This is a genomic window from Mycobacterium kyogaense (assembly GCF_036946525.1).
Classification (GTDB): domain Bacteria; phylum Actinomycetota; class Actinomycetes; order Mycobacteriales; family Mycobacteriaceae; genus Mycobacterium; species Mycobacterium kyogaense_A.
The window spans coordinates 357,966-380,444 of record NZ_JAQIIY010000006.1; the positions used below are offsets into that span (position 1 = coordinate 357,966).

24 protein-coding genes are annotated in these 22,479 nt (G+C 67.4%); 17 read left to right on the forward strand and 7 right to left on the reverse strand.

Going from position 1 to position 22,479, the window contains the following annotated elements:
• Positions 1 to 3: 3 nt before the first annotated feature.
• Genes PGN37_RS03840 through PGN37_RS03855 form a run of 4 tightly spaced genes read left to right on the forward strand, consistent with a single transcriptional unit; the run spans position 4 to position 3,984 of the window.
• Entirely contained in the window at positions 4 to 1,038 is a 1,035-nt protein-coding gene (locus PGN37_RS03840; protein ID WP_335329689.1) for an ABC transporter permease, read from the forward strand.
• Positions 1,038 to 2,000 carry an ABC transporter permease gene (locus PGN37_RS03845; RefSeq protein WP_335329690.1) on the forward strand — a complete coding sequence of 321 codons (963 nt, stop codon included), beginning with the start codon at positions 1,038 to 1,040 and terminating at the stop codon, positions 1,998 to 2,000. Before PGN37_RS03840 ends, PGN37_RS03845 begins: the two co-directional genes overlap by 1 nt.
• Positions 1,997 to 2,989 (forward strand): ABC transporter ATP-binding protein, encoded by a 993-nt coding sequence (locus PGN37_RS03850; RefSeq protein ID WP_335329691.1) that lies wholly within the window; start codon positions 1,997 to 1,999, stop codon positions 2,987 to 2,989. The genes PGN37_RS03845 and PGN37_RS03850 overlap by 4 nt, the downstream gene beginning before the upstream one ends.
• A complete protein-coding gene (locus tag PGN37_RS03855; protein WP_335329692.1) occupies positions 2,986 to 3,984 on the forward strand; it encodes an ABC transporter ATP-binding protein in 999 nt (332 codons plus the stop codon). Before PGN37_RS03850 ends, PGN37_RS03855 begins: the two co-directional genes overlap by 4 nt.
• Positions 3,985 to 4,114: 130 nt before the next feature.
• On the opposite strand, the gene PGN37_RS03860 is transcribed toward PGN37_RS03855, so the two are convergent.
• Positions 4,115 to 5,935, reverse strand: coding sequence for an Hsp70 family protein (locus PGN37_RS03860; protein ID WP_335329693.1), 1,821 nt, complete (start codon positions 5,933 to 5,935; stop codon positions 4,115 to 4,117).
• A 98-nt stretch (positions 5,936 to 6,033) separates the two neighbouring features.
• Between PGN37_RS03860 and PGN37_RS03865 the strand changes: the two genes are divergently transcribed.
• Positions 6,034 to 6,492: a nuclear transport factor 2 family protein gene (locus PGN37_RS03865; protein WP_335329694.1), complete on the forward strand. Its 459-nt coding sequence runs from the start codon at positions 6,034 to 6,036 to the stop codon at positions 6,490 to 6,492.
• A 3-nt stretch (positions 6,493 to 6,495) separates the two neighbouring features.
• Here the strand turns inward: PGN37_RS03865 and PGN37_RS03870 are convergent, their stop codons facing one another.
• A complete protein-coding gene (locus PGN37_RS03870) occupies positions 6,496 to 7,164 on the reverse strand; it encodes a L,D-transpeptidase family protein (RefSeq protein WP_335329695.1) in 669 nt (222 codons plus the stop codon).
• Positions 7,165 to 7,272: 108 nt separating this feature from the next.
• Between PGN37_RS03870 and PGN37_RS03875 the strand changes: the two genes are divergently transcribed.
• Positions 7,273 to 8,775, forward strand: coding sequence for a bifunctional phosphatase PAP2/diacylglycerol kinase family protein (locus PGN37_RS03875; protein ID WP_335329696.1), 1,503 nt, complete (start codon positions 7,273 to 7,275; stop codon positions 8,773 to 8,775).
• On the opposite strand, the gene PGN37_RS03880 is transcribed toward PGN37_RS03875, so the two are convergent.
• Positions 8,729 to 9,400, reverse strand: a complete 672-nt coding sequence (locus tag PGN37_RS03880) for a phosphatase PAP2 family protein (protein ID WP_335329697.1) — start codon at positions 9,398 to 9,400, stop codon at positions 8,729 to 8,731. The genes PGN37_RS03875 and PGN37_RS03880 overlap by 47 nt on opposite strands.
• Before the next feature lie 64 nt (positions 9,401 to 9,464).
• Here PGN37_RS03880 and PGN37_RS03885 point away from each other — a divergent pair, with 64 nt between their 5' ends.
• Positions 9,465 to 9,947, forward strand: a complete 483-nt coding sequence (locus PGN37_RS03885; protein ID WP_335329698.1) for a hypothetical protein — start codon at positions 9,465 to 9,467, stop codon at positions 9,945 to 9,947.
• Between the two features lie 3 nt (positions 9,948 to 9,950).
• Here the strand turns inward: PGN37_RS03885 and PGN37_RS03890 are convergent, their stop codons facing one another.
• The gene (locus PGN37_RS03890) at positions 9,951 to 10,244 is read right to left on the reverse strand and encodes a CDGP domain-containing protein (RefSeq protein ID WP_335329699.1); all 294 of its coding nucleotides are present in this window, start codon (positions 10,242 to 10,244) and stop codon (positions 9,951 to 9,953) included.
• A 115-nt stretch (positions 10,245 to 10,359) separates the two neighbouring features.
• Here PGN37_RS03890 and PGN37_RS03895 point away from each other — a divergent pair, with 115 nt between their 5' ends.
• From PGN37_RS03895 to cysC, 4 genes are read left to right on the forward strand one after another with little or no spacing between them, the layout of a single operon-like run.
• A complete protein-coding gene (locus tag PGN37_RS03895) occupies positions 10,360 to 11,754 on the forward strand; it encodes a sulfatase family protein (RefSeq protein ID WP_335329700.1) in 1,395 nt (464 codons plus the stop codon).
• Between the two features lie 51 nt (positions 11,755 to 11,805).
• Complete coding sequence (stf0, locus tag PGN37_RS03900) at positions 11,806 to 12,606, forward strand: trehalose 2-sulfotransferase (protein ID WP_335329701.1); 801 nt, start codon at positions 11,806 to 11,808, stop codon at positions 12,604 to 12,606.
• Positions 12,603 to 13,532, forward strand: a complete 930-nt coding sequence (gene cysD, locus PGN37_RS03905; RefSeq protein ID WP_335329702.1) for a sulfate adenylyltransferase subunit CysD — start codon at positions 12,603 to 12,605, stop codon at positions 13,530 to 13,532. Before stf0 ends, cysD begins: the two co-directional genes overlap by 4 nt.
• 43 nt (positions 13,533 to 13,575) lie before the next feature.
• Positions 13,576 to 15,432: an adenylyl-sulfate kinase gene (gene cysC, locus PGN37_RS03910; RefSeq protein ID WP_335329703.1), complete on the forward strand. Its 1,857-nt coding sequence runs from the start codon at positions 13,576 to 13,578 to the stop codon at positions 15,430 to 15,432.
• Here the strand turns inward: cysC and PGN37_RS03915 are convergent.
• The gene (locus PGN37_RS03915; protein WP_335329704.1) at positions 15,420 to 16,193 is read right to left on the reverse strand and encodes a trans-aconitate 2-methyltransferase; all 774 of its coding nucleotides are present in this window, start codon (positions 16,191 to 16,193) and stop codon (positions 15,420 to 15,422) included. The genes cysC and PGN37_RS03915 overlap by 13 nt on opposite strands.
• A 41-nt stretch (positions 16,194 to 16,234) precedes the next feature.
• Here PGN37_RS03915 and PGN37_RS03920 point away from each other — a divergent pair, with 41 nt between their 5' ends.
• Positions 16,235 to 17,437: an alpha/beta hydrolase family protein gene (locus tag PGN37_RS03920; RefSeq protein WP_335329705.1), complete on the forward strand. Its 1,203-nt coding sequence runs from the start codon at positions 16,235 to 16,237 to the stop codon at positions 17,435 to 17,437.
• A gap of 6 nt (positions 17,438 to 17,443) precedes the next feature.
• On the opposite strand, the gene PGN37_RS03925 is transcribed toward PGN37_RS03920, so the two are convergent.
• Entirely contained in the window at positions 17,444 to 18,310 is an 867-nt protein-coding gene (locus PGN37_RS03925) for an oxygenase MpaB family protein (RefSeq protein ID WP_335329706.1), read from the reverse strand.
• Positions 18,311 to 18,397: 87 nt separating this feature from the next.
• Between PGN37_RS03925 and PGN37_RS03930 the strand changes: the two genes are divergently transcribed.
• Together PGN37_RS03930 and PGN37_RS03935 are read left to right on the forward strand one after the other, a co-directional pair.
• Positions 18,398 to 19,024 carry a TetR/AcrR family transcriptional regulator gene (locus PGN37_RS03930; protein ID WP_335329707.1) on the forward strand — a complete coding sequence of 209 codons (627 nt, stop codon included), beginning with the start codon at positions 18,398 to 18,400 and terminating at the stop codon, positions 19,022 to 19,024.
• Positions 19,025 to 19,124: 100 nt separating this feature from the next.
• Positions 19,125 to 20,171, forward strand: a complete 1,047-nt coding sequence (locus PGN37_RS03935; RefSeq protein ID WP_335329708.1) for a cupin domain-containing protein — start codon at positions 19,125 to 19,127, stop codon at positions 20,169 to 20,171.
• A gap of 4 nt (positions 20,172 to 20,175) precedes the next feature.
• Here the strand turns inward: PGN37_RS03935 and PGN37_RS03940 are convergent, their stop codons facing one another.
• On the reverse strand, positions 20,176 to 20,631 hold the full coding sequence (locus tag PGN37_RS03940) for an Lrp/AsnC family transcriptional regulator (RefSeq protein ID WP_335329709.1): 456 nt from the start codon (positions 20,629 to 20,631) through the stop codon (positions 20,176 to 20,178).
• An 80-nt stretch (positions 20,632 to 20,711) separates the two neighbouring features.
• On the opposite strand from PGN37_RS03940, the gene PGN37_RS03945 reads away from it, so the two are divergent.
• Genes PGN37_RS03945 through PGN37_RS03955 form a run of 3 tightly spaced genes read left to right on the forward strand, consistent with a single transcriptional unit; the run spans position 20,712 to position 22,468 of the window.
• The gene (locus PGN37_RS03945) at positions 20,712 to 21,161 is read left to right on the forward strand and encodes a DUF2000 domain-containing protein (protein ID WP_335329710.1); all 450 of its coding nucleotides are present in this window, start codon (positions 20,712 to 20,714) and stop codon (positions 21,159 to 21,161) included.
• Between the two features lie 18 nt (positions 21,162 to 21,179).
• Positions 21,180 to 21,500: an EthD family reductase gene (locus tag PGN37_RS03950; RefSeq protein WP_335329711.1), complete on the forward strand. Its 321-nt coding sequence runs from the start codon at positions 21,180 to 21,182 to the stop codon at positions 21,498 to 21,500.
• 20 nt (positions 21,501 to 21,520) lie between these two features.
• Complete coding sequence (locus tag PGN37_RS03955; protein ID WP_335329781.1) at positions 21,521 to 22,468, forward strand: 2-hydroxyacid dehydrogenase; 948 nt, start codon at positions 21,521 to 21,523, stop codon at positions 22,466 to 22,468.
• The last annotated feature ends 11 nt before the right edge of the window (positions 22,469 to 22,479 follow it).

A 22,479-nucleotide genomic window follows, 5' to 3' on the forward strand; every position in this document is an offset into this window, starting at 1 on the left:
TCGATGGTCGCTTCTGTCCCTGTGGATGTCCCCGACGAGCCGCCACTGCCCGTCGGGGTGCCCAAAGAGCATATCCAGGGCCGCAACCCGTGGTATCTGGCGTGGCTTCGGCTGCGCCGCAACAAGGTTGCGCTGGCCTGCGGTGTGCTGTTCATCCTGATCGTGCTGTTCTGCCTGGCGGCGCCACTATGGGCGCACTACGTCGCGCAGACCGGACCGAATGACAACCACATCACTGACACGGTGAGCATCAACGGCGTCGACACCGACGTCGTCTCGCCCGACGGAACCCCGCTTGGTCCTGGCCTGCACGGCCGGTACCTGCTCGGTGCCGATCAGAACGGGCGAGATGTCATGGTGCGCCTCATGTACGGCGGCCGGACGTCCATCTACATCGGGCTGGCCGCCGCGGCGGTCACCACGGTGCTCGCGGTGATCGTCGCGCTGCTCGCCGGGTACTACCGGGGTTGGATCGACGCGGTGCTGTCCCGCATCCTCGATGTGATCTGGGCGTTCCCGGTGTTGCTGTTGGGTATCGCCCTGGGCACGGCACTGGCCATCGGCGGACTGAAGCTGGGCTTCGTGCAGATCGCGGGGGATTCGATCTGGATCCCGATCCTGATCATCGGCCTGGTGTACGTGCCGTACATGGCCAGGCCACTGCGCGGCGAGATCCTGGCCCTGCGTGAGAAGGAGTTCGTCGAAGCCGCGGTCGCCCAGGGAATGGGTCCGCTGCGCATCATGGTCGGCGAGCTTCTCCCGAACATCATCTCGACGATCATCGTGTTCTTCACACTGAACATCGCCAACAACATGCTGCTGGAGTCGGCGCTGTCATTCCTCGGCGCGGGGGTTCGGCCACCCAACGCCTCCTGGGGAACGATGATCGCCGATGGCTACCAGTTGATCTACACCGCGCCGCATCTGACGATCGTGCCGGGCCTGCTGATCGTGATCACGGTCCTGGCGCTCAACGTGTTCGGGGATGGCCTGCGGGATGCGTTGGACCCCAAGGCCCGTATCCGGCTGGAGCACTGATGGCACAGTTCATCGTGCGACGGGTGCTCGGCATGATCGCCGTGCTGTTCGCGATATCGGTGATCGTCTTCCTCATCTTCAACGTGGTGCCGAACTCCGACCCGGCGGCGCGGATCGCAGGTAAGAACGCCGACCCCGATCTCATCGCCCGGGTCAACGCCGATCTCGGACTCGACCGTCCTCTGCCCGTGCAGTACCTGACCATGATGAAGCAGATCTTCACCGGCGAACTGACGTCGTATGCGAGCGATCGCAATGTGGGCGAACAGATCTGGCACGGGTTGCCGGCGACGTTCTCACTGTGCATCGGTGCGGCAGTGATTTGGATGGCACTCGCGGTGCTGTTCGGTTACCTCAGTGCCGTGCACGCCGGCCGGTTCGGTGATCGCGCGCTCAGCATCCTGTCCCTGGTCGGCATCTCCATGCCGGTGTTCTGGTTGGCCGCGATCCTGCTGTATTTCTTCACCTACAAGGTCGAGCTGTTCCCGACGGGCAGCTATGTGCCGCTCACCGAAGATCCGCTGGACTGGGCGTATCACCTTGTGCTGCCGTGGTTCACGCTGGCTGTGTTGTTCATCGGCTTCTACAGCCGGGTGCTGCGGTCGAACATGCTCGATGCGATGAACGAGGACTATGTCCGCACAGCGCGTGCGAAGGGCCTGACCGAACGTCAGGTGCGGGTCCGACATGTGTTGCGCAACTCCATGATTCCGATCGTCACACTGTTCGGTCTGGATTTCGGCATGGTGGTCGGCGGTGGAGCGATCCTGACCGAGACGGTGTACAACCTCGACGGCGTGGGGCTCTACGCCGGTGAGGCGATCCGCAGTCTGGACCTGCCGCCGCTGATGGCGGTGACGATGTTCGGGGCGTTCTTCATCGTGCTGTTCAACACGATCGTCGACATCGCCTACGCCGTGCTCGATCCGCGGATCCGACTGGGACAGGCGGCACCGGCATGAGCGACGCTTTGCTCGAAGTGCAGAACCTGCGGGTCGGATTCGCCACCGAAGACGGCCTGGTGCAGGCTGTCGACGGGGTGTCGTTCTCGCTCGCACCCGGTGAGATCCTGGCCATCGTCGGCGAATCGGGGTCGGGTAAGAGCGTGACCGCGCAGACGCTGACGGGGCTCACCCGCTCGCCGAACAGTCGGATCACCGGGTCGGTCACCTACCGCGGGCGCGAGCTGGTGGGTCTCGACGACGACGGGTTGCGGGAGATCCGTGGCGAGGAGATCGCCATGGTGTTCCAAGATCCGATGTCATCGCTGAACCCGGTGTATCGGGTGGGCGACCAGATCGTCGAGATGATCCGCGCGCACCGCGACGTGCCGAAGTCCGAGGCGCGGCGACGGGCGGCCGAACTCCTCAGCGCGGTGGGCATTCCGAATGCGGAGACCCGTCTGCGCAGCTACCCGCACGAGTTCTCCGGCGGCATGCGGCAGCGCGTGATGATCGCGATGGCGCTGGCTCTCGAGCCTGCGTTGTTGATCGCGGACGAGCCGACCACCGCGCTGGATGTCACTGTGCAGGCCCAGATCCTCCGCCTCATCGCACAATTGAACGCCGAGCGAGGCCTGGCGGTGGTGCTGATCACCCACGATCTCGGCGTGGTCGCCGAAGTCGCCGACCGTGTCGCGGTGATGTATGCCGGCCAGATCGTGGAGGACGGGACCCTCGACGACATCTTCTACGCACCGCAGCATCCCTACACATGGGGTCTGCTCGGCTCGTTGGCCCGGCTGGACAGGCCGCGCTCGGAGCGACTCGCGCAGATCCCCGGTCAGCCACCCTCACTGCTCGATCCGCCACCGGGATGCCGCTTCGCGCCCAGGTGTTCCTTCGAATTCGACCGGTGTAGTCAGCCGCCCGATCTGGCTCCCACACTGAGCGGGTCGCATCTGGACCGCTGCTGGCTCGACCTCGAGGAGAAGGCGCGGGTGCGCTCATGACCGAACCGCTGCTCGAAGTCACAAATGTGGTCAAGCATTACCCGATCCGCTCGGGCCTCGTGATCGAGCGGGAAGTCGGCACGGTGCGTGCGGTCGACGGGGTGAGTCTGACGCTGCACGAAGGAGAGACGCTGGGACTGGTCGGCGAATCAGGCTGCGGCAAGTCGACTTTGTGCCGGGCCATCCTGCAGCTGATTCCGCCGACCTCGGGGTCGGTCAAGTTCCTCGGGCAGGAACTCGTCGGGTTGTCCCGTCGCGAGTTACGTCCGCTGCGCCGTCAGATGCAGATGATCTTCCAGGATCCCTACGCGTCGCTGAATCCACGCAAGCGCGTCGGGCAGATCGTCGGCGATCCGATGGATCTGCACGGTCTGGCGAGCGGCGCCGAGCTCAAGCGGCGGGCGCAGGACCTGCTGGACCGTGTCGGTCTACGGCCCGAGCACTACAACCGATTCCCGCACGAATTCTCCGGCGGTCAGCGACAGCGCATCGGTATCGCCCGCGCGCTGGCGCTGCAACCGAAGCTGATCGTGGCCGACGAACCGGTGTCCGCTCTCGACGTCTCGGTGCAGGCGCAGATCGTCAACCTGCTCAAGGACTTACAGGCCGAGTTCGGGTTGTCGTACCTGTTCGTCGCCCACGACCTCGGTGTGGTCCGGCACGTGTCGGACCGCGTCGCGGTGATGTACCTGGGCAAGGTGGTGGAGAACTCGGGCACCGACAGCCTCTACGAGCGGCCGGTGCATCCGTACTCCAATGCGTTGCTGTCGGCCGTTCCGATCCCTGATCCGCGGCTCAACGAGGCACGTGAACGCGTGGTGCTCGAGGGCGACGTCCCGAGTCCGAGCAATCCCCCGTCGGGATGCCGATTCCACACCCGCTGCCCGTGGGCGACCGAGGTCTGCTCCGCCGAGGAACCCGCGCTGGTGTCGTACGAGGCCGGACACGCGGCCGCGTGCCACCATCCGCGCAACGTGGACGCATTGCCGGTCTGACGCCGGCCTGGTCCTGGATTGAGATACGACCCGATCGGCTGTCCCCTCCGCAGCCGATCGAGTCGATGCTGCTCAAGCTAAGCCGGACGCGAGGGCCGGAGCAATCGGGGAAACCCCTATATCTACGCGCTCAGGGCTGCGCGGGGACCGGAATCGGGATGGGGACGGGCACGAAGGGCACGGTGAGGTAGCTCGTGCTCGTCACGGCTTGAGTGGTGGTCGGCGGCTGCGTGGTCGTCGGCACGGTGGTCGTCGGCACGGTTGTCGTGGTCGTGGGCACCGTCGTCGTGGTGGTCGGGACCGTCGTGGTCGTGGTGGTCGTCGTCGGTGTGGTCGTGGTCGTTGTCGTCGTGGTGGTCGTTGTCGTCGTGGTCGTCGTTGTCGTCGTCGTGGTGGTCGGCACCGTGGTGGTCGGCGCGGGAGGTGCGGTGGTGGTGACGACGGGGGCGGGCGGCGGGGCCGCGCTGGTGGGCGGCGCAGCAGGCTGACCCGGCACGGTGACGGTCTCGCCGGCCGGACTCGTCGGGGTCAGTTCTCTGCTCAGGGGTGCGTTTCCCGGCGTCGGCCGATCAGAATCCGAGCTGTCGACACTGGTCAAGGCGATCGCGACGCCGCCGACGGCGACCAGCGCGATGGCCGCGACCACGCCGAGCAGCGAGAGAGGCAACCTCCGCCACCCCGTCGGGTCGTCGTCGACGCGGGATTCCTGGGGCTCGCTCAGCCGGTACGGGTTCGGCCGCGCAGCGCTGCCGGTGGCCTCGTCGGCGTAGTCGTCGATGACGTAGGTGTCCTCGCCGTCGAACGGCACCACGTCTTCAGTGGACGGATCGTCCTGCGACCATGCCAGCGCATAGGTGGAGTCGGTTCCTGCGTCGGTTCCCACGGGAGCGACGGCGGGCGCGGCGCGCGTCGCCGTCTCGGCGGCGCCTCCGAAGGAGGCGAACAGGGCCGCGCCGACGGCCGCGTCCAGCGCGGGTCGGGGCGACCACAGCACCCGCCCAGGGAAGGCCGAGAAGCGCTGCCGCACGGACGGAATGGCCGAACCGCCACCCACCAGGACGACGGCCGACAACGCCGCTGCACCACTGTTGTTGCGCTGCAGGGTGTCTCGCAGCGCCTCGACGACGTCGTCGAGTGGGCGGGCCAGCAGTGCGTCGAGATCGGCTCGCGTGACCACGATGTCGCCGCGGTAGCCCGGTACGTCCACATCGATGCGGGCTTCGGGCTCCGTCGAGAGCCGTTCCTTGGCGCTGCGGCACTGCTCGCGCAGGCGCGCGAGCGATCCGACCGCGGCGGTCGCGCCGGTGTCCTCACCGCTGTGCGGGACCCGCTCGAGGACGTGGGTGAGCAGTGTCTGGTCGATCTGATCTCCGGCGAATTCGGCGAACCGCTCGGTGCGCCCGATCAATTCGAGCGACCCGGCTTCGGCGAGGCTGATACTCGTTCCGCTACCGCCGATGTCGAGGACGGCCAGCACTCCGCGACGTTCGAGACCGGGATCGGCCACCATCGCCGTCAACGCCGCCACCGCATCCGGAACGAGCCGCGGCGGCGGTCCCCCCGGCGCCAGCGGCCCGCTGGCGGTCAGTGCGTCGCGCAGGGCGTCGACCGGACCGGGTCCCCAGTACGACGGCACCGCGATCGCGACGTCGGTGGGCGCGGCAGAACCGGCCAGCGCGGCCATCGATTCCAGTGCCTCGACGACGAGTTGATCGGCCAGGTACCGCGACCCGTCGCCGGCGACCAGGGGCACCTGATCTCCGACACGTTCCACGAAGCCCCCTAGTGTCACCCCGTCCCCGTGGCTCGAGGAGGGACCAGAGGGAAGGCCCACGTCAGGGGCGGTGTGGCCGTACACGGTGAGCACGGATCGGCGCAGCACCGGAGGCCGCCCGACTCCGGCCGCGACCAGATTGGTGGCGCCGACGGACAACCCGAGTGCATCGCTCATGACGGGCCACACCTTAATCGCCGTCGCCGCTCGCAGCCCATCAGACACTCTGCCGCTCATAAACCCTGTGCCGGGCCGAACTGTGCTGCAATGACGCCATGGGTGACATCGACGACATCAAGACGGTGAAATATCGGTACCTCCGCACGCTCGACACCAAGCACTGGGACGAGTTCGCCGACACCCTCACCGAAGACGTGATCGGCCACTACGGCGAATCGGTCGGCGAGGAACACCACTTCGGCACCCGCGACGAGCTGGTCGATTTCATGCGGTCGTCCCTGGGCCCCGACATCATCACCGAGCACCGTGTCACCCACCCGGAGATCACCATCGACGGCGACGAGGCGACGGCCACCTGGTATCTGCAGGATCGGGTCATCGCGCCTGCGTTCAACTTCATGCTGGTCGGCGCAGGTTTCTACCACGACCGCTACCGCCGCACCGACGCCGGCTGGAAGATCAGCGAGACTGGATACGACCGCACCTACGACGCCTCGATGTCACTGGAGGCGCTCAACTTCAAGGTGAAGGCCGGCCGGGCAATCAAGCAGTAGGGGTCAGGCGGCGGAGGTGACGGCGATGATCGCGCCGGGACGCAACCAACGCATGATCTTCACCAGCGTCGCGTCGTCGATGGCCACACAGCCGGCCGTCGCCCCGCCGTCTGTGCTGTGCACGAAGAACGCCCCGCCCTTGCCGGGGACGCGTTCCTTGTTCACGCCCATCACCACGGCGTGCGCGTACTGCGGGATGTCGAGATTCTCGGTACCCGAACTCGGCGCGGTGTCGAAGCGGCAGTTCTGCTTGTCGCACACCTGCATGGTGTTGTAGGTGGGGCTCTTCATGTCGCCGTCCCACCAGTGGTTGGGCCCCACCCTGATGTAGCGCAGGCCCCCTCCGGGATCGGGCTGGGTTCCGAAGGAGAAGTCGAGGGTGTAGATCCCCTCGGGGGTCATCATTGATCCGTCGAAGTGATTGGGCGACATGCCTTTTGCGCCGATCTTGGCGGGCACGCCGACTCCCCCCGTGACGGGCTGCCACCCGGCTGCGGTGCGCTGCCAGACGTCGAGGGTGGCGTCGGAGCCGCCGGTGCCGGTGACCGCCAGCACCTGGGTGGCCCGTCCCACCGACGCCGAGAACCACGGGTTGAGCGCGGCCTGTGCGACCGCCGGCGGCGTGCTCGCAAGAAGGATCGCCGCGCACAGCAGGGTCAGCAGTCGGCGCATGGGCTCCGATCGTGGTCGCCCGACCCTGCATTCGCGGTCAAGATTCGGACACGATCGGGTCGCGGTACGCGAGGTTTGCCCATCGAGCGTCTCGGCTACGTTGGCGTGATGGACCTACTGCCCGCGCGTCTGCGGCGGCCGAGACACCGAGGAATCACCCAGATCGGCCGAGGTCTGGGCACACTCGATCGCGAGGTGTTCGAAGCCGTCGCCGAATCGCCGAGCCCTCTGATCGACGCGGTCATGCCGCAACTGACCAGGGCCGCTGACCACTCCAAGCTGTGGTTCGCGATCGCAGCCGGCCTGGTCGCCTTCGGCAATCCGTCCGTCAAGCGCGGCGCGATGCGCGGCGTACTGACGCTGGGAGTGACCAGCCTGGTGACCAACCAGGGCGCCAAGCGGGTGTGGCGCAGGGACCGGCCGAGCAGGCTGACCGTGCCCCTGGCACGTCAGACACGGCGGGCACCCACCTCGAACTCGCTGCCGTCGGGGCACTCGGCCAGCGCCGCAGCGTTCGCGGTGGGAGTCGGTTTGGAGAACGCACCGGTGGGGCTGGGGTTGTCTCTGCTCGCAGGGCTGGTTGGCATGTCCCGGGTCGCGGTGGGTGCGCACTACCCCGGCGACGTCCTCGCCGGCCTGGGCCTGGGCGCCGGAATCGCCGTGCTGGGTGCCCGTGTGGTGCCGCCGATCGTCGAAGAGCGGCTGCCCGGGGCTGCCCCGCTGAGCGTCGAGACGTCGCCACGGCCGCGCGGTGAGGGCGTGACCGTCGTGGTGAACCCGGCGTCGGGCAGCGGCACGGGTGCCCGGGTGCTCGACGAGGTGCGCGAGGCCCTGCCCGAGGCGGAGATCGTCGAGCTGGGTGAAGACGACGACGTGCCCGCGGTGTTCCGGTCGGCGGCGCAACGCGCCGAGGTGCTCGCGGTCGGCGGGGGCGACGGCACGGTTGCGGTCGCGGCGAGCATCGCGATGGAGGAGGGTGTGCCGCTGGCGGTGTTCCCGGCGGGCACGTTCAACCACTTCGCCAAGGACATCGGCTGCGACACCACCGCGAAGACGGTGACCGCCATCCAGGGCGGCACGGTGTCGTGCGTGGACATGGTGTGTCTGAACGAGAAGCAGATGGTCGTCAACACCGCCAGCATCGGGGCCTACCCCCAGTTCGTCCAGACGCGCGAGAAATGGGAACACAAGGTCGGCAAGCCGCTCGCCGGGATCTACGCGATGTTCCACACCCTGCGCCGCGACCAGCCGGTACGGATCGCCTACGACAACCAGACCCTGCAGACCTCGCTGTTCTTCCTCGGCAATTCGATCTATCTCCCGTCCGGCTTCGCTCCGTCGCGGCGGACCCGAATGGACGACGGGCTCATCGACATCCGCATCCTGGAGACGGGCCGGCCGTTGGCCAAATTGCGAATCCTGGTCGCGCTGCTGTTCGGACGTCTGACGCGCAGCCCGCTCTACCGGGAGTTGCGGGTGCCGGAGTTCGCGTTCGAGTCGGTCGACGGCCCGACCGTGCTCGCGCTCGACGGGGAGGTCGGCACCGAGGTGACGAAGGCGAGCTTCAGCGTGCGCTACCGGTCACTTCCGGTATTTCGTCCGGCTCCGTGACGGGGCGCCACGGAGGCACGGCCAACACGCAGGCGACGACGTACGCGTAGCCCAGTGCCCACCCGGCGATCACGTCGGACGGGTGGTGGACGTTGAGGATGACGCGCCCGACCCCGATCGTGACGATCACCGCGACGCCGGCCGCGATCAGCCATGCCCGCCCTGCGGCGGGCACGAGCGGCAGCAACACCGTGAGCAGCGCGATCACGGCGACCATGAGGCCCAGCGCATGCCCGGACGGGAACGACGACGACGCGGCGTGCACCAGAGCCGTCGCAGGTCTGGGCCGGTCGACCAGACCCTTGGCGATCACGAGGACCAGACCGGAGAGTTCCACGCTGACGATCAAGAACACGGCGAGTCGCACCTGGCGGCGGACGAAGGCGATGACGATGATCGGCACCGTCACCAGGCGGAAGACGGTCGGGCCGAGCACCGTGCAGTACACATCCCAGAACGTGACCCAGCCCGGATGCCGCTCCCCGATCCGCAGGGTGGCGTCGAGTGCGGCATCGTCGGCGTTCGACATGGCAGTCCAGCCGAGTCGATATCCGAGCAGCATCGCGACGAAGACGCCCAGCGCGACCACCGCCGATCCAGCCAGCAACCCCCTGCGCGCATTCATCCGACCGTGTGTACCACCCGACATTGTGGAAAGACCACAAAACCATCTGAGCTACCGTGCGTGCATGGCCGTGTTCCTGCGCAAGTTGCTCCGTATCGGGAAGCTTCCGCGTGAGCTCCGCGCCGAAGTGGAGGCCGAGGGAATCGTGTTCATCGCCGAGTACGTGGCGGTGACGCGGCGATTCCGGGGGGCGGTGCCGGGTCTTCGTTCGGCCGGCAGCATCGCCAGCTACGTCGGGTCGTTGGTGCTCACGGAGCAGCGGGTGCTGGCCACGCTGTCCTCGGTGCCCAAGCTCGCCGGACGCACGATGGATCTGCGCTGGGATGCCCCGCAGGCCGGTACGGTCACCGCGACCTTCGACGAACGCGGATTGACCCTCGACGTCGACGTGGCCGCCGTCGATCCGCGCTGCTCCGGTGAGCTGAGTTTGCACTACAAGGAAGATCTGCCTGCCGACGTGCTGGCGCGGTTGCCCCGCCGCTCACTCGCCTATGACGTGCCGCCCGAATTCGTGTTCAGGGCGGTCGGGGTGCCGTACCGGCCGTAGCGGTCAGCCGTCGATGTGCATCGGCGGGTCGTTGAACGCCGGGTCGCCGCCGGGACGGCCGGGTCCCATGACCGCGCACTGACGCACCGGCACCAGATGGGTACTGAAACCGCTGGGCACCACCGAGGCGATCCCGACGCACCGCTGCCAACTACCGTCGGGCTGCAGCGGGTCGTCGCACTTGCTGATGTATCCGCCGCCGTAGAGGCAACCGGCGCTGGCCGGCGCAGACGTCACCACGCCCAGGCAGGACAACGACGCCGTCAGAAGTCCCGCCGCAACGATCGTGGCTTTCATGGTCGTCTCCCCTCACCGCCTCCCCGACGCTACCGCGCGGGCATCTCCCTTCTCGGCGTTTTGTCGTTACCGTTGGCCGACGGCGTGTGGCAGAAGATCTCGAGAGGATGCAGCTGTGAGTGAAGGCCGGCGGGACAACGTTCTGCTCGTGCACTGGCATGACCTGGGGCGCTATCTCGGCGCGTACGGGCACCCCGATGTGTCCAGCCCGTGCCTCGACGCGCTGGCCCGCGACGGCATCCTGTTCACCGACGCCCACGCCACGGCCCCTCTCTGCTCCCCCTCGCGCGGTTCCCTGTTCACCGGCAGGTATCCCCAGAGCAACGGTTTGATCGGGTTGGCCCACCACGGCTGGGAGTACCGGCCCGGCGTGCGTACCCTGCCGCAGATCCTGTCCGAAAGCGGTTACCACAGCACGCTTTTCGGCATGCAGCACGAGACGTCCTTCCCGTCCCGGCTCGGCTTCGACGAGTTCGACGTGTCGAACTCGTACTGCGAATACGTCGTCGACCAGGCGGTGCAGTGGCTGGCCGATCCCCCGGACAAGCCGTTCCTGCTCACCGCGGGGTTCTTCGAGACTCACCGGCCCTACCCTCACGATCGGTACGATCCCGCCGATCCGGAGTCAGTGCGCATCCCGGAGTACCTTCCCGACACCGCGGCGGTGCGTCAGGATCTGGCAGATTTTTACGGCTCCATCACGGTGGCCGATGCTGCCGTCGGCCGCCTGCTGGACGCCCTGGCGGCGACCGGGCTCGACCGCACCACGTGGGTGGTGTTCGTCACCGACCACGGGCCCGCGCTGCCCCGCGCCAAGTCCACCCTCTACAGCGCAGGGACCGGCATCGCGCTGATCATGCGACCACCCCGTGACGCGAACCTGACGCCGCGGACTTACGACGAGCTGTTCAGCGGGGTGGACCTACTGCCCACGGTGCTCGACCTCCTAGGGGTCGACATCCCGTCAGAGGTCGAAGGTCATTCACACGCAACGCATCTGGTCGCCAACCCGAGGCATGCCGATCCTGTGCGCACGGCCGTCTACACCACCAAGACCTACCACGACTCGTTCGACCCGATCCGCGCCATTCGGACCAAGCGCTACAGCTACATCGAAAACTACGCCACGCGACCACTTTTGGATCTACCGTGGGACATCGCCGACAGTGCGCCCGGGCGCGCTGTCGAACCGACGGCGAGCTCACCGCGTCCCGAACGCGAACTCTACGATCTCGCAGCCGATCCCACCGAGTCGCACAACCTGCTCGCCGCGCACCCCACCGAGGAAGCCGAGTCCGTCGGCAGTGACCTGGCGCTGCTTCTCAACGATTGGCGCGAGAGCGTCGGAGACGTCATCCCCTCCGACTTCGCGGGAACGCGCATCGCCGCCCGCTACACGGAGACCTATCTGCTGGTTCAGGATCTTCAATTGCCCAGCCGCGCAGCGATTGCCGCTGAGCGCGGCATCGCAGAGGACGAGCAGACAGGACAAGACTTAAGCTCACCGTGATCCTATGCTCGTGTCGTTCCACCTGCTGCGATGGCGGCTAAGCTCACGGCCATGTCCGCCCCGACCGCCTACCTGGTGTTGGCCTCCCAGCGCAGCGGCAGCACCCTCCTCGTCGAATCGCTGCGGGCCACCGGCGTCGCGGGTGAGCCCGGTGAGTTCTTCCAGTACCTGCCGACCACCAGCCAGTCACCCCAACCGCGGCAGTGGTTCGAGGGCGTGACCGACGAGTCCATCCTTCGTCTGCTCGACCCGCTCGACGAGGGCAAGCCGGATCTCGCCCCACCGGAGATATGGCGGGACTACATCCGCACCGTCGGGCGCACGCCGAACGGCATCTGGGGCGGCAAGCTGATGTGGAACCAGACCCCGCTGCTGATGCAGCGTGCCCAGGGGCTGCCCGACCGGTCCGGCACGGGGCTACTCGCTGCGATCCGCGACGTGATCGGCACCGATCCCGTGCTCATCCATGTCTACCGTCCCGACGTGGTGTCCCAGGCGGTCTCGTTCTGGCGGGCGGTGCAGACCAGGGTGTGGCGCGGCAGGCCCGACCCTGTGCGCGATGCACGCGCCGAGTACCACGCCGGCGCGATCGCGCATGTGGTGAGGATGCTGCGCGCGCAGGACGAAGGCTGGCGGTCTTGGTTCGCCGAGGAGAGCATCGAGCCGATGGACGTGCCCTATCCGGTGTTGTGGCGCAACCTCACCCAGGTGGTCGCCTCGGTACTGGAGGCAGTCGGACAGGACCCGCGGTTGGCGCCGCCGCCGGTGCTGGAGCGCCAGGCCGATCAGCGTTCCGACGAATGGGTCGACCGCTACCGCGCCGACGCAGAACGGGAGGGGCTCCCCACATGAGCGCCGGAATCTCGGACACCTATGACGCCGTCCACGTCGACGAGCTGAGGCTGCTGGAAGCCGAGGCCGTGCACATCATCCGCGAGGTGGTGGCCGAGCTCGAACGCCCCGTGCTGCTGTTCTCCGCGGGCAAGGACTCGATCGTGCTGTTGCGGTTGGCGGAAAAGGCTTTCCGGCCCGGACCGCTGCCGTTTCCGGTGATGCACGTCGACACCGGCCACAACTTCGACGAGGTCGTCGAGTTCCGGGATCGACGTGTCACCGGCCAGGGTCACAAGCTGATCGTCGCCTCGGTGCAGGAATCGATCGACGCGGGCCGCGTGCCCGATCCCGGCCCGGGCGCCTCTCGCAACCGCCAGCAGACCCGCACGTTGCTCGACGCGCTGGAGGCCGGCGGCTTCGACGCCGCGTTCGGCGGGGCGCGGCGTGACGAGGAACGCGCCCGCGCGAAGGAACGCATCCTGAGTTTCCGCGACGAGTTCGGCCAGTGGGATCCCCGCGCCCAACGACCGGAACCGTGGTCGCTGTACAACGGCCGGATCCGTCGCGGCGAGCAGGTGCGGGTCTTCCCGCTGAGCAACTGGACAGAGCTGGACATCTGGCGCTACATCGCGCTGGAGGACCTCGAACTCCCGTCGATCTACTTCGCGCACGAGCGCGAGGTGTTCGAGCGCGACGGAATCCTGCTGGCCGTATCGGAGTACGCCCAGCCCTCCGACGGGGAGACGGCGGCGGTCGAGTGGGTGCGCTACCGCACGGTCGGCGATCTCACCATCACCGGCGCCGTCCGCTCGCACGCCACGACGATCGACGGTGTGATCGGCGAGATCTCCGCGGCCACGGTCTCCGAGCGCGGCGAGACCCGCGCGGATGACAGGACGTCCGCGGCGGCGATGGAAGACCGAAAGCGCGAGGGGTATTTCTGATGATGGGGCGAGCGGAGCGCAGCGTAGCGACGGGGGAAACAGCATGACTCGTCAGCTGCTGCGCATCACCACCGCGGGATCGGTGGACGACGGCAAGAGCACGTTGATCGGCAGACTCCTGCACGACACGGACAGCTTGCCGCTCGATCATCTGGAGGCCGTCACCGACGAGGATGGTGTCGCCGATCTGGCCGCACTGTCCGACGGGCTGCGCGCCGAGCGTGAGCAGGGCATCACGATCGACGTCGCCTACCGGTTCTTCTCGACGGCCACCCGCAGCTACATCCTCACCGACACCCCCGGCCATGAGCGCTACACCCGCAACATGTTCACCGGGGCCTCCAATGCCCACGTCGCGGTGCTGCTGGTCGACGCCAGGGCTGGTGTGCTGCGGCAGACCAATCGGCACGCTCGCATCGCGAACCTGTTGGGCATCAAGCACTTCGTCGCCGCGGTGAACAAGATCGACCTCGTGGACTTCGACCGGGAACGCTTCGGTGAGGTCGACCGGCAGCTGCGCACGGTGACCGCGCGGCTCGGCGGCGCCGATCTGACCGTGATCCCGATCGCCGCCAAGCACGGCGACAACGTCGTGCACCGCTCGGACCGCACCGGGTGGTACGAAGGGCCCACACTGCTCGAATACCTGGAGGGCGTGGAACTATCTGCACCGCAGCCGGAGTCGCGCACGTTGCGACTACCGGTGCAGTGGGTGTCGCGTCCTACGGCCGAACAGCGTCGCCGCTACACCGGACGGCTCTCGGCAGGCACCCTGGAGGTGGGTGACTCCATCGTCAGCTTGCCGGCGGGTACGCGCTCCACCGTGACCGTCGTCGACACTCTGGACGACGATCGCCCCGTTGCCGTTGCGCCGCTGTCCATCTCGATCGAACTGGCCGACGACATCGACGTCGGCCGCGGCGACGTCTTCGTCAGCGGAGACGACGACGCGGTGCTGCCGGTGATGGCACGCGAGTTGGACGCCACGGTCTGCTGGTTCCGCGACAGTCCGATGCGGGCCGGTGACCGCTTCGCGTTGAAGCAGGGCGCGCGCACGGTGCGCGCCACCGTGCAGGCACTGCATTCGCGGCTGGATCCCGAGACTCTCGACGATCTCGACAACCCGGTGGAGTTGGTGCTCAACGACATCGGCGTGGTGACACTGCGCACCAGCTCGGTCGTGGTGGCCGACAGCTACGCCGACAACCGCGACAGCGGCGCGTTCATCCTCATCGACGAGACCACCAATGACACGGTCGGTGCGGGCACCATCACCGAGCCGCGCGAGGTGAAGCCGGGCGAGCAGACGCGCAACGACATCCGTTGGCACCCTTCATCGCTGGAGAGGGAGTACCGTCGGTCGGCCACGGGGCAGCGCGGCGCCACCATCTGGTTCACGGGACTACCCGCCTCCGGCAAGTCCACCATCGCCGTCGCCGTGGAGCGGGCACTCGTCGACGCGGGACAGGTGGCCTACCTACTCGACGGCGACAACATCCGCCACGGCCTCTCGGACGACCTGGGTTTCTCCGCGGGAGATCGTGCCGAGAACATCCGTCGCGTCGGTCATCTCACCCGACTGTTCGCCGACGCCGGTGTGGTCGCGTTGGCGTCGCTGGTGTCCCCGCTGAAATCCGACCGGGAGATCGCGCGGGCACTCAACGACGCGGCGAAGCTGCCGTTCATCGAGGTCTACGTCGCAACTCCGCGGGAGGAGTGTGAGAAGCGGGACCCCAAGGGCCTCTACGCGCGGGCCCGCGCCGGAGAGCTGAAGGGGTTGACCGGCGTGGACGCCCCCTACGAGCCGCCCGAGGACGCCGATCTCGTGCTGGACACGACCGGGGCAGACATCGACACCCTGGTCGCCCGGGTGCTGGACCTGCTCGATCAGCGCCGCTGACCCACCTGCGCCACCACGAAGATCCGGCGGAACGGAAAGAACGTGGTGCCGTCGGCGCGCTGCGGATAGGCCTCGGCGAGCAGCGGGGCCAGTTCGGCGCGGAACTGCTCCCATTGCGCTTCGCTCAGGGCACTGCGTACCGGCCGCAGCGCGGTGCCGTGAATCCACTCCAGCACCGGGTGCTCACCGGTCAGCTCGTGGATGTAGGTGGTCTCCCACGCATCCGTGGTGGCGCCCGCGTCGTGGAGTAGAGCGGCATACGTCTGCGGCGACTCGACCACCTCCGAACTGCGGAACGGGAAGTCGCGCAACAGTTCCGCCCACTTCGGCTGCGCCGCGAGGTCGCGCACCGCACGATGCGAGGGCGCATCGAAGTTGCCGGGCACTTGAAATGCGAGCCAGGCGCCGGGTGGCAGTTGGGCGATCCACCGCCGGATCAGTTGCGGGTGTTCGGGCACCCACTGCAGGGTGGCGTTGCTGATGAGGACGTCGGTGTCCCGGGCCGGCGTCCAGTCCCGCACGTCGCCGACCTCGGCGGCCACCCCCCGCTCGCGTGCCGCGGCAACCATCTCGGGCGACGAGTCCCAGGCCTCGATCGTGGTGCCGGGCCATCGTGTGGCCAGCGTCTGCGTCAGATTCCCCGGACCACAACCCAGGTCCACCACTCGCCGCGGCGCGGTCGCGGCCACACGCGAGGTCAGGTCGTAGAAGGGTCGACCGCGGTGGTCGGCGTAGGCGAGGTAGACCTCGGGATTCCACATGCGGCCAGTCTGGCAGGCGGTGGGCGGCTAGATTGGCAACCGTGGAATCCCCTCTCGCCACCGAGGAGCCCGACGAGTTACCGGTTCCGGTACCCGATGTTCCCGGCGCCGACGCGACGGCCCGCGGCCTCCCCCGGCGAATCGACCTGACGCTGCGCCAGCGGCTGATCGTCGACTCCTCCGCGGTGGCCGACCTGGCCCTGCGGACCTCGATTGCGTCGCTGCTCAGCGTGACGATGACGCCTTCGGTGGTCGGCGCGCTGCGCCGCACGCGTTCGTCGGCCGAGCAGGAGCAACTGCAGTTCTATGCCGAACTGGCGTCGATGAAGGATCCGTCCGTCGCATTCCCCGCCCCCGAGTCACCTCCGCGGGTGTCGTCGCGGCCGGCGAACCCGGTCGCCGAATGGGTGGCCCACGGCAACGTCCGCAACATCCGGTTCGAGAGCAGCTTCACCGCCGTCAACCCGGCGCTGCGCGAACAATGTGCCGGCTTCGTTCGCAACAACGTCGTCCATGCCCAGCACTGGCGCCACGACGACGGACCACGGCCCACGCTGTGCCTCATCCACGGCTTCATGGGGTCGGCATATCTGTTCAACGGACTGTTCTTCGCACTCCCCTGGTTCTACCGCTCGGGATACGACGTCCTGCTCTACACGCTGCCGTTCCACGGTCGCCGCGCCGAGCAGTATTCACCCTTCAGCGGGCACGGCTATTTCGCGCACGGGTTTTCCGGCTTCTCTGAGGCGATGGCCCAGGCGGTGCACGACTTCCGCTCGGTGCTGGACTATCTCGAGTACACCGGCGTCGATCGCATCGCGTTGACCGGTATGTCGCTCGGTGGGTACACCTCGGCCCTGATCGCCAGCGTCGACGACCGAATCCAGGCGGTGATCCCCAACGTTCCGGTGGTGACACCCGATCGCACGGTCGACGAATGGTTCCCTGCGAACAAGGTTGTAGCGCTGCGAAATTGGCTGTCCGGTGCCGACAGGGAACTGGTCGACGCGGCGACGATGTACTCCTCGCCGCTGAACTATCGGCCGCTCCCGGCCAGGGAGCGTCGCTTGATCATCGCGGGCCTCGGCGACAGGCTCGCACCACCCCAGCAGGCCGAAATGCTCTGGAGACACTGGGACCGCTGCGATTTCCACTGGTTCCCCGGCAACCATGTGTTGCATGTCAGCCAGCCGGACTACCTCCGACGGATGACGCGGTTCCTCGCCCCGTTCATGTTCGACTGAAACACCTCAGACCAGCGGGCGTCCGGTGCGGATGCGCCGGTCGATGTCCTTGAGCAGCACGTTGAACGGGAACTCGCGAACCACCCGTGGCGAGCACGTGTTGACAACCCGCAGCACCCGGATGATGCGATCGAATCGCCTCTGCTGCTTGGCATTCCAGGACAACTTCATCTCGTCGCGGAAGCGTTGCGGGAGAAATCCGGTGGTGATCAGCAGGGCGGTCCGCTCGGCTCGGCGCTGCAGCGGGCCGGGCAGCCGCACCCCGCGGACCCGAGACACCGCGATCGGATACAGGTACTCGCGGACGGTGTCATCGATGTGCACCTCGTCCAGCGACTTCTGCCAGTAACGCTCGAACGCCGCGGGATCGGCCGGCCACATGCTCTCGGGCACCTGCAGCATCGTGCCGAGTTTGCGTCCCTGCTCGAACAGTCTGGCCTCGGTCTCGGTGTCCATGTCGCCGACGAAGAGGCGGTACACGTCGACCACGCCCTTGTACAAGCAGGCACCGACCCACAGCTGCAGGTCCTTGTCGAACGCGTTGTAGGAGACCGGACTGTCCTCGAGCGAGTACACCTGCGCGTGGGCGCGATTCACCGCCCGCCGGAACGCGGCCCTCTGCTCGTCAGTGCCGTTGGTGGACACAGCCAAGTAGGTGAACGTCGTGCGGGCCCGCTTGATGGGGTGCAGGTCGACGCGGCCACTGTCGACGCGGCTCTCGAGGACTCCGTAGCCGACGCCCGGCCGGGCCAATTGCATGATGACGTTCGCCGGTCCGGCCAGCAGTCCGAGCCCCAGCATTCCCTCGTCGGGCTTCGAGCTTCCCGACGCGCTCCCCGACGGTGAAGTCGTCCTCGAGTGCTGTACCGCCACGACCCGCTCCTCTCGCGCCGTCGCCCAAAGTTGCGAACGTGCGTTTCCTGATTGTGTTGCCGAGCTGACCGGGTGTCAAGATGGGGTATGGCCCAGGTTCGTCCGTATCGCGGCGTCGACGCGTCGCAGCGGATGGCCCAGCGGCGCGGGCGCCTATTGGAGGCGGGTCTGGACCTGCTCGGCGGCGCACCCGTCCCCTCGGAGCTCACCGTGCGCGCGCTCTGCGCCCGCTCCGGTCTGGCGGCCCGGTACTTCTACGAGAGCTTCACCGACAAGGACGCCTTGGTCGCCGCGCTCTTCGACCAGGTCGTCGCCGACATCGCCAGCACCACCGAGGCCGCGATGGCCGCCGCGGCGCCGACAGAGCAGGCACACGCCGCGATGACGAACATCGTCCGAGTGGTCTCCGACGACGCGCGGCTGGGGCGCCTGCTGTTCAGCGCTCACCTGACCAACCCCGTCGTGGTGCGCAAGCGAGCGGAGTCAGGTGCGCTGTTCGCCCTGCTCTCCGGCCAGCACGCCCAGGCCGCGCTGCACCTCGAGAAGAACGAGAGAATCGCCACGGCAGCGCACTTCGTGGTCGGCGGCGTGGCACAGACGTTGAGTGCGTGGCTGTTCGGCGAGTTGCGGGTCGGCCCAGCCGAACTGGCGGCTCAGCTCGGCGCACTCATTGACCAGCTCGGCGACCCGCGCCTGTACCGCGCCGACGACTGATTTCCGGTCAGCGGTGATCGCGCTGGCGGCCAGCTTCCATGACAGGAGCCTGCGCATCGGTGAGAGTGAGTGTCGACGCACAACGACGCAGGAGGACACCATGGCCACCTTGGGAGCATCGACACCGTTCACCACATCGCTGCACGACGGGGAAGTCGTCGAGGAGAACGACTTCGGTTCGATGCGACGGGTGACCGCCGACAACCTGCCGACGCTGAAGAACCTGTCGATCAAGCGCGTGGTGCTCGCGCCCGGCGCGATGCGGACGCCGCATTGGCACGCGAACGCCAACGAGCTCACCTACTGCGTGGCGGGGACAGCGCTGGTCTCGGTGCTCGACGACCACAGCCGATTCGCCAACTTCATCGTCACCGCCGGCCAGATGTTCCACATCGATTCCGGCGCTCTGCATCACATCGAGAACATCGGGGACGACACCGCGGAGTTCATCATCGCGTTCCGCAACGAGCGCCCGGAGGATTTCGGCCTTGGGGCGACGTTCGGAGCGTTCACCGATGCGGTGCTGGGCAACACCTACGATCTCCCCGCCGCGGATTTCTCGACGATCCGGCGCAGCACCGTCGACCACAAGCTCGTCGGGCGCACCGGCGACCCGGAGATCCTGGCCTCGGCGCACTTCAGCGATCCGCACACGTTCGACATCGAAGCCCAGGCCCCCGGGCTGAACTACGCCAGCGGCAACGCACGCTTCGCCCGCGATCAGTTCTGGCCCGCGCTCAAGGACATCTCGATGTACAGCCTGCGCGTCACCGAAGACGGTATGCGTGAACCACATTGGCATCCGGTGACCGCGGAGATGGGTTACGTGCGGCACGGCAACGCCCGCATGACGATGATGACCCCCGATGGCCACCTCAACACATGGACGATGACCGCCGGCGACATGTACTTCATCCCGCGGGCCTACCCGCACCACATCGAGAACATCGGTACTGACCCGTGGCACTTCCTGATCTTCTTCGACCAGCCCTTCCCTGCCGACATCGGATACAAGGCCTCGGCGAGTGCCTACAGCCGCGAGGTGCTCGCCGCGACGTTCCAGACCCACGTCGACGATCTGCCGGCGTTCCCCTTCACCCCGGCCGATCCGCTGATTGTGAGCCGCGTGAATCCCGTCGACGCGTGAGACCTCACCGGGCCGGGGCGACCACGTGGTTGCGGACGTGCTCGAAAACGACCTCGCTGCGTACACCCGCCACTTCCCGACGTCCGGTGAGCGAGTCGAGCACGAAGTCGCGAAGTGCCTCGGTCGAGGGGACTGCTACGTGAACGATGAGATCCTCGGCGCCCGTGGTGACGAACACCTGCAACGTCTCGGGAAGCTGTCTGACGAAATCCCGGAATCCCTGGACGATCTGGCGTGACTGGGGGCGCAGGCGCACCGTGATCATCGCCTGCACGGGACGCCCCAGCGCGGCCAGATCGACGGTGTAATGCACACCGTCGAGAACGCCGCGCTCACGCAGTGCGCGTACTCGCTCCAACGTGGTGGACGGGGACAATCCGATGTGCGACGCCAGATCTCGATTGCTGCGCCGACCATCTGCCTGCAGGGCGGTGACGATCGCCGAATCCCATTCGTCCATGACCGGATTATCGCATCGATTTCCGCATACTGTTCGGTTCAGTGACCTAAAGTGGCGGCGAGTGGCTACCTTCAGGTGCTATGACCGAATTACTCGAGAACAGCTCGATGCCGTCCAGCACCCGCCACGCCACCAAGATCGCCGTCGTGCTGCTCGACACCCTGCCGACGTGGCAGAAACTCAACGTGACCGCGTTTCTGGCCAGCGGCATCGCCGCGACCGCCGGCGAGTCCATCGGGCTGACGTACCGGGACGCCGACGGCACGTCCTACTCCCCGATGTTCGGGCAACCCGTGATGGTGTTCGCCGCGGCGCAGGCCGAGGTGGATCGAGCGTTCGACCGGGCGATCGCCCGCGGCGTCACACCGGCCATCTTCTCCCGAGCGCTGTTCGCCACCGGCGACGACGAGTCGAACCGGGCACAGGTGTCAGCGAGGAGCAGGGATCAGCTCGACCTGGTCGGGATCGCGGTTCGGGCCGACCGCAAGGTGGTCGACAAGATCGTCGACAAGCTCTCACTGCATCAGTGAGCGCCGTAGGCTCTGTGCGTGCCCGAAACGAAGATCACGGTCATCTACGACAACCCGACCGATCCGACGGAGTTCGAATCCGCCTATCCCGAGCAGCAATTGGAGGCCGCCAAGCGGATTCCCGGCTGGGTCAGGATGGAGACCTCGCGAGTGTGGCCGAAGGATGACGGCAGCCCGACGCCCGCCTACCGGATGATCGACCTCTACTACGCCGACTACGACGCCGCCAGCGCTGCGGTCACCACACCTGAAGCCGGCGCGTTCTTCGAAGCGATGGCGCGGGTGTCCACCGGCGGAGTCCGAGTGCTGTTCTCCGACATCGAGATCGCACAGCACTGACAGGCGACACCGTGGCGCCCATCAAGGTTCTGGCGCACTTCGTCCCGGGTGAGCGGGTGACTCATTTTGTTGCACCGCAAAGTGATTGGCTCGACGTCACGTTCTGTGCCGAGGACGACGACGCGACGTTCTATCGCCTGCTGCCCGATGCCGAGGTGCTGTGGCACGTGCTGCGGCCGCTGTCGGCACGCGATATCAAGCGGGGTGGCCGGCTGCGCCTGGTGCACAAGCTGGGTGCTGGGGTGAACACGATCGCCGTCGACGCGGCCACCGCACGCGGTATCGCCGTGGCCAACATGCCGGGGGCCAACGCCCCGTCGGTCGCCGAGGGCACGCTGCTGCTGATGCTCGCCGCGCTGCGTCGGCTGCCCGAGCTCGACGCCGCCACGCGTGCAGGCAAGGGTTGGCCGCCGGATCCGAGCCTCGGTGAGACCGTGCGTGACATCGGCGGTTGCACCGTCGGACTGATCGGCTACGGCAACGTCGCCAAGAGCGTGGAGCGCATCGTCACGGCGATGGGCGCCCGAGTGGTGCACACCAGCACCCGCGACGACGGCACGCCCGGCTGGCGGACCCTGGCCGACCTGCTGGCCGAGTGCGACATCGTGTCGCTGCACCTGCCGCTGACCGATGCCACGCACGGTCTGCTCGGCCGCGAGGCGCTGGCGGCCATGAAGGCGGGCGCAGTGCTGGTGAACACCTCCCGGGGGCCGATCGTCGACGAGTTCGCCCTCGCCGACGCGCTGCGGTCCGGGCACCTCGCGGCCGCCGGTCTCGACGTGTTCGGCGTCGAACCCGTACCGGCGGACAATCCGCTGCTGACGCTGCCCAACGTCGTGCTGACCCCGCATGTCACCTGGTACACCGCCGACACCATGCGCCGCTACCTCGAGGTGGCTCTCGACAACTGCGAACGACTCCGTGACGGCAGGGACCTAGCCAACCTGGTGAACCAGGTCCCGGGGTAGCCTCGAACCAA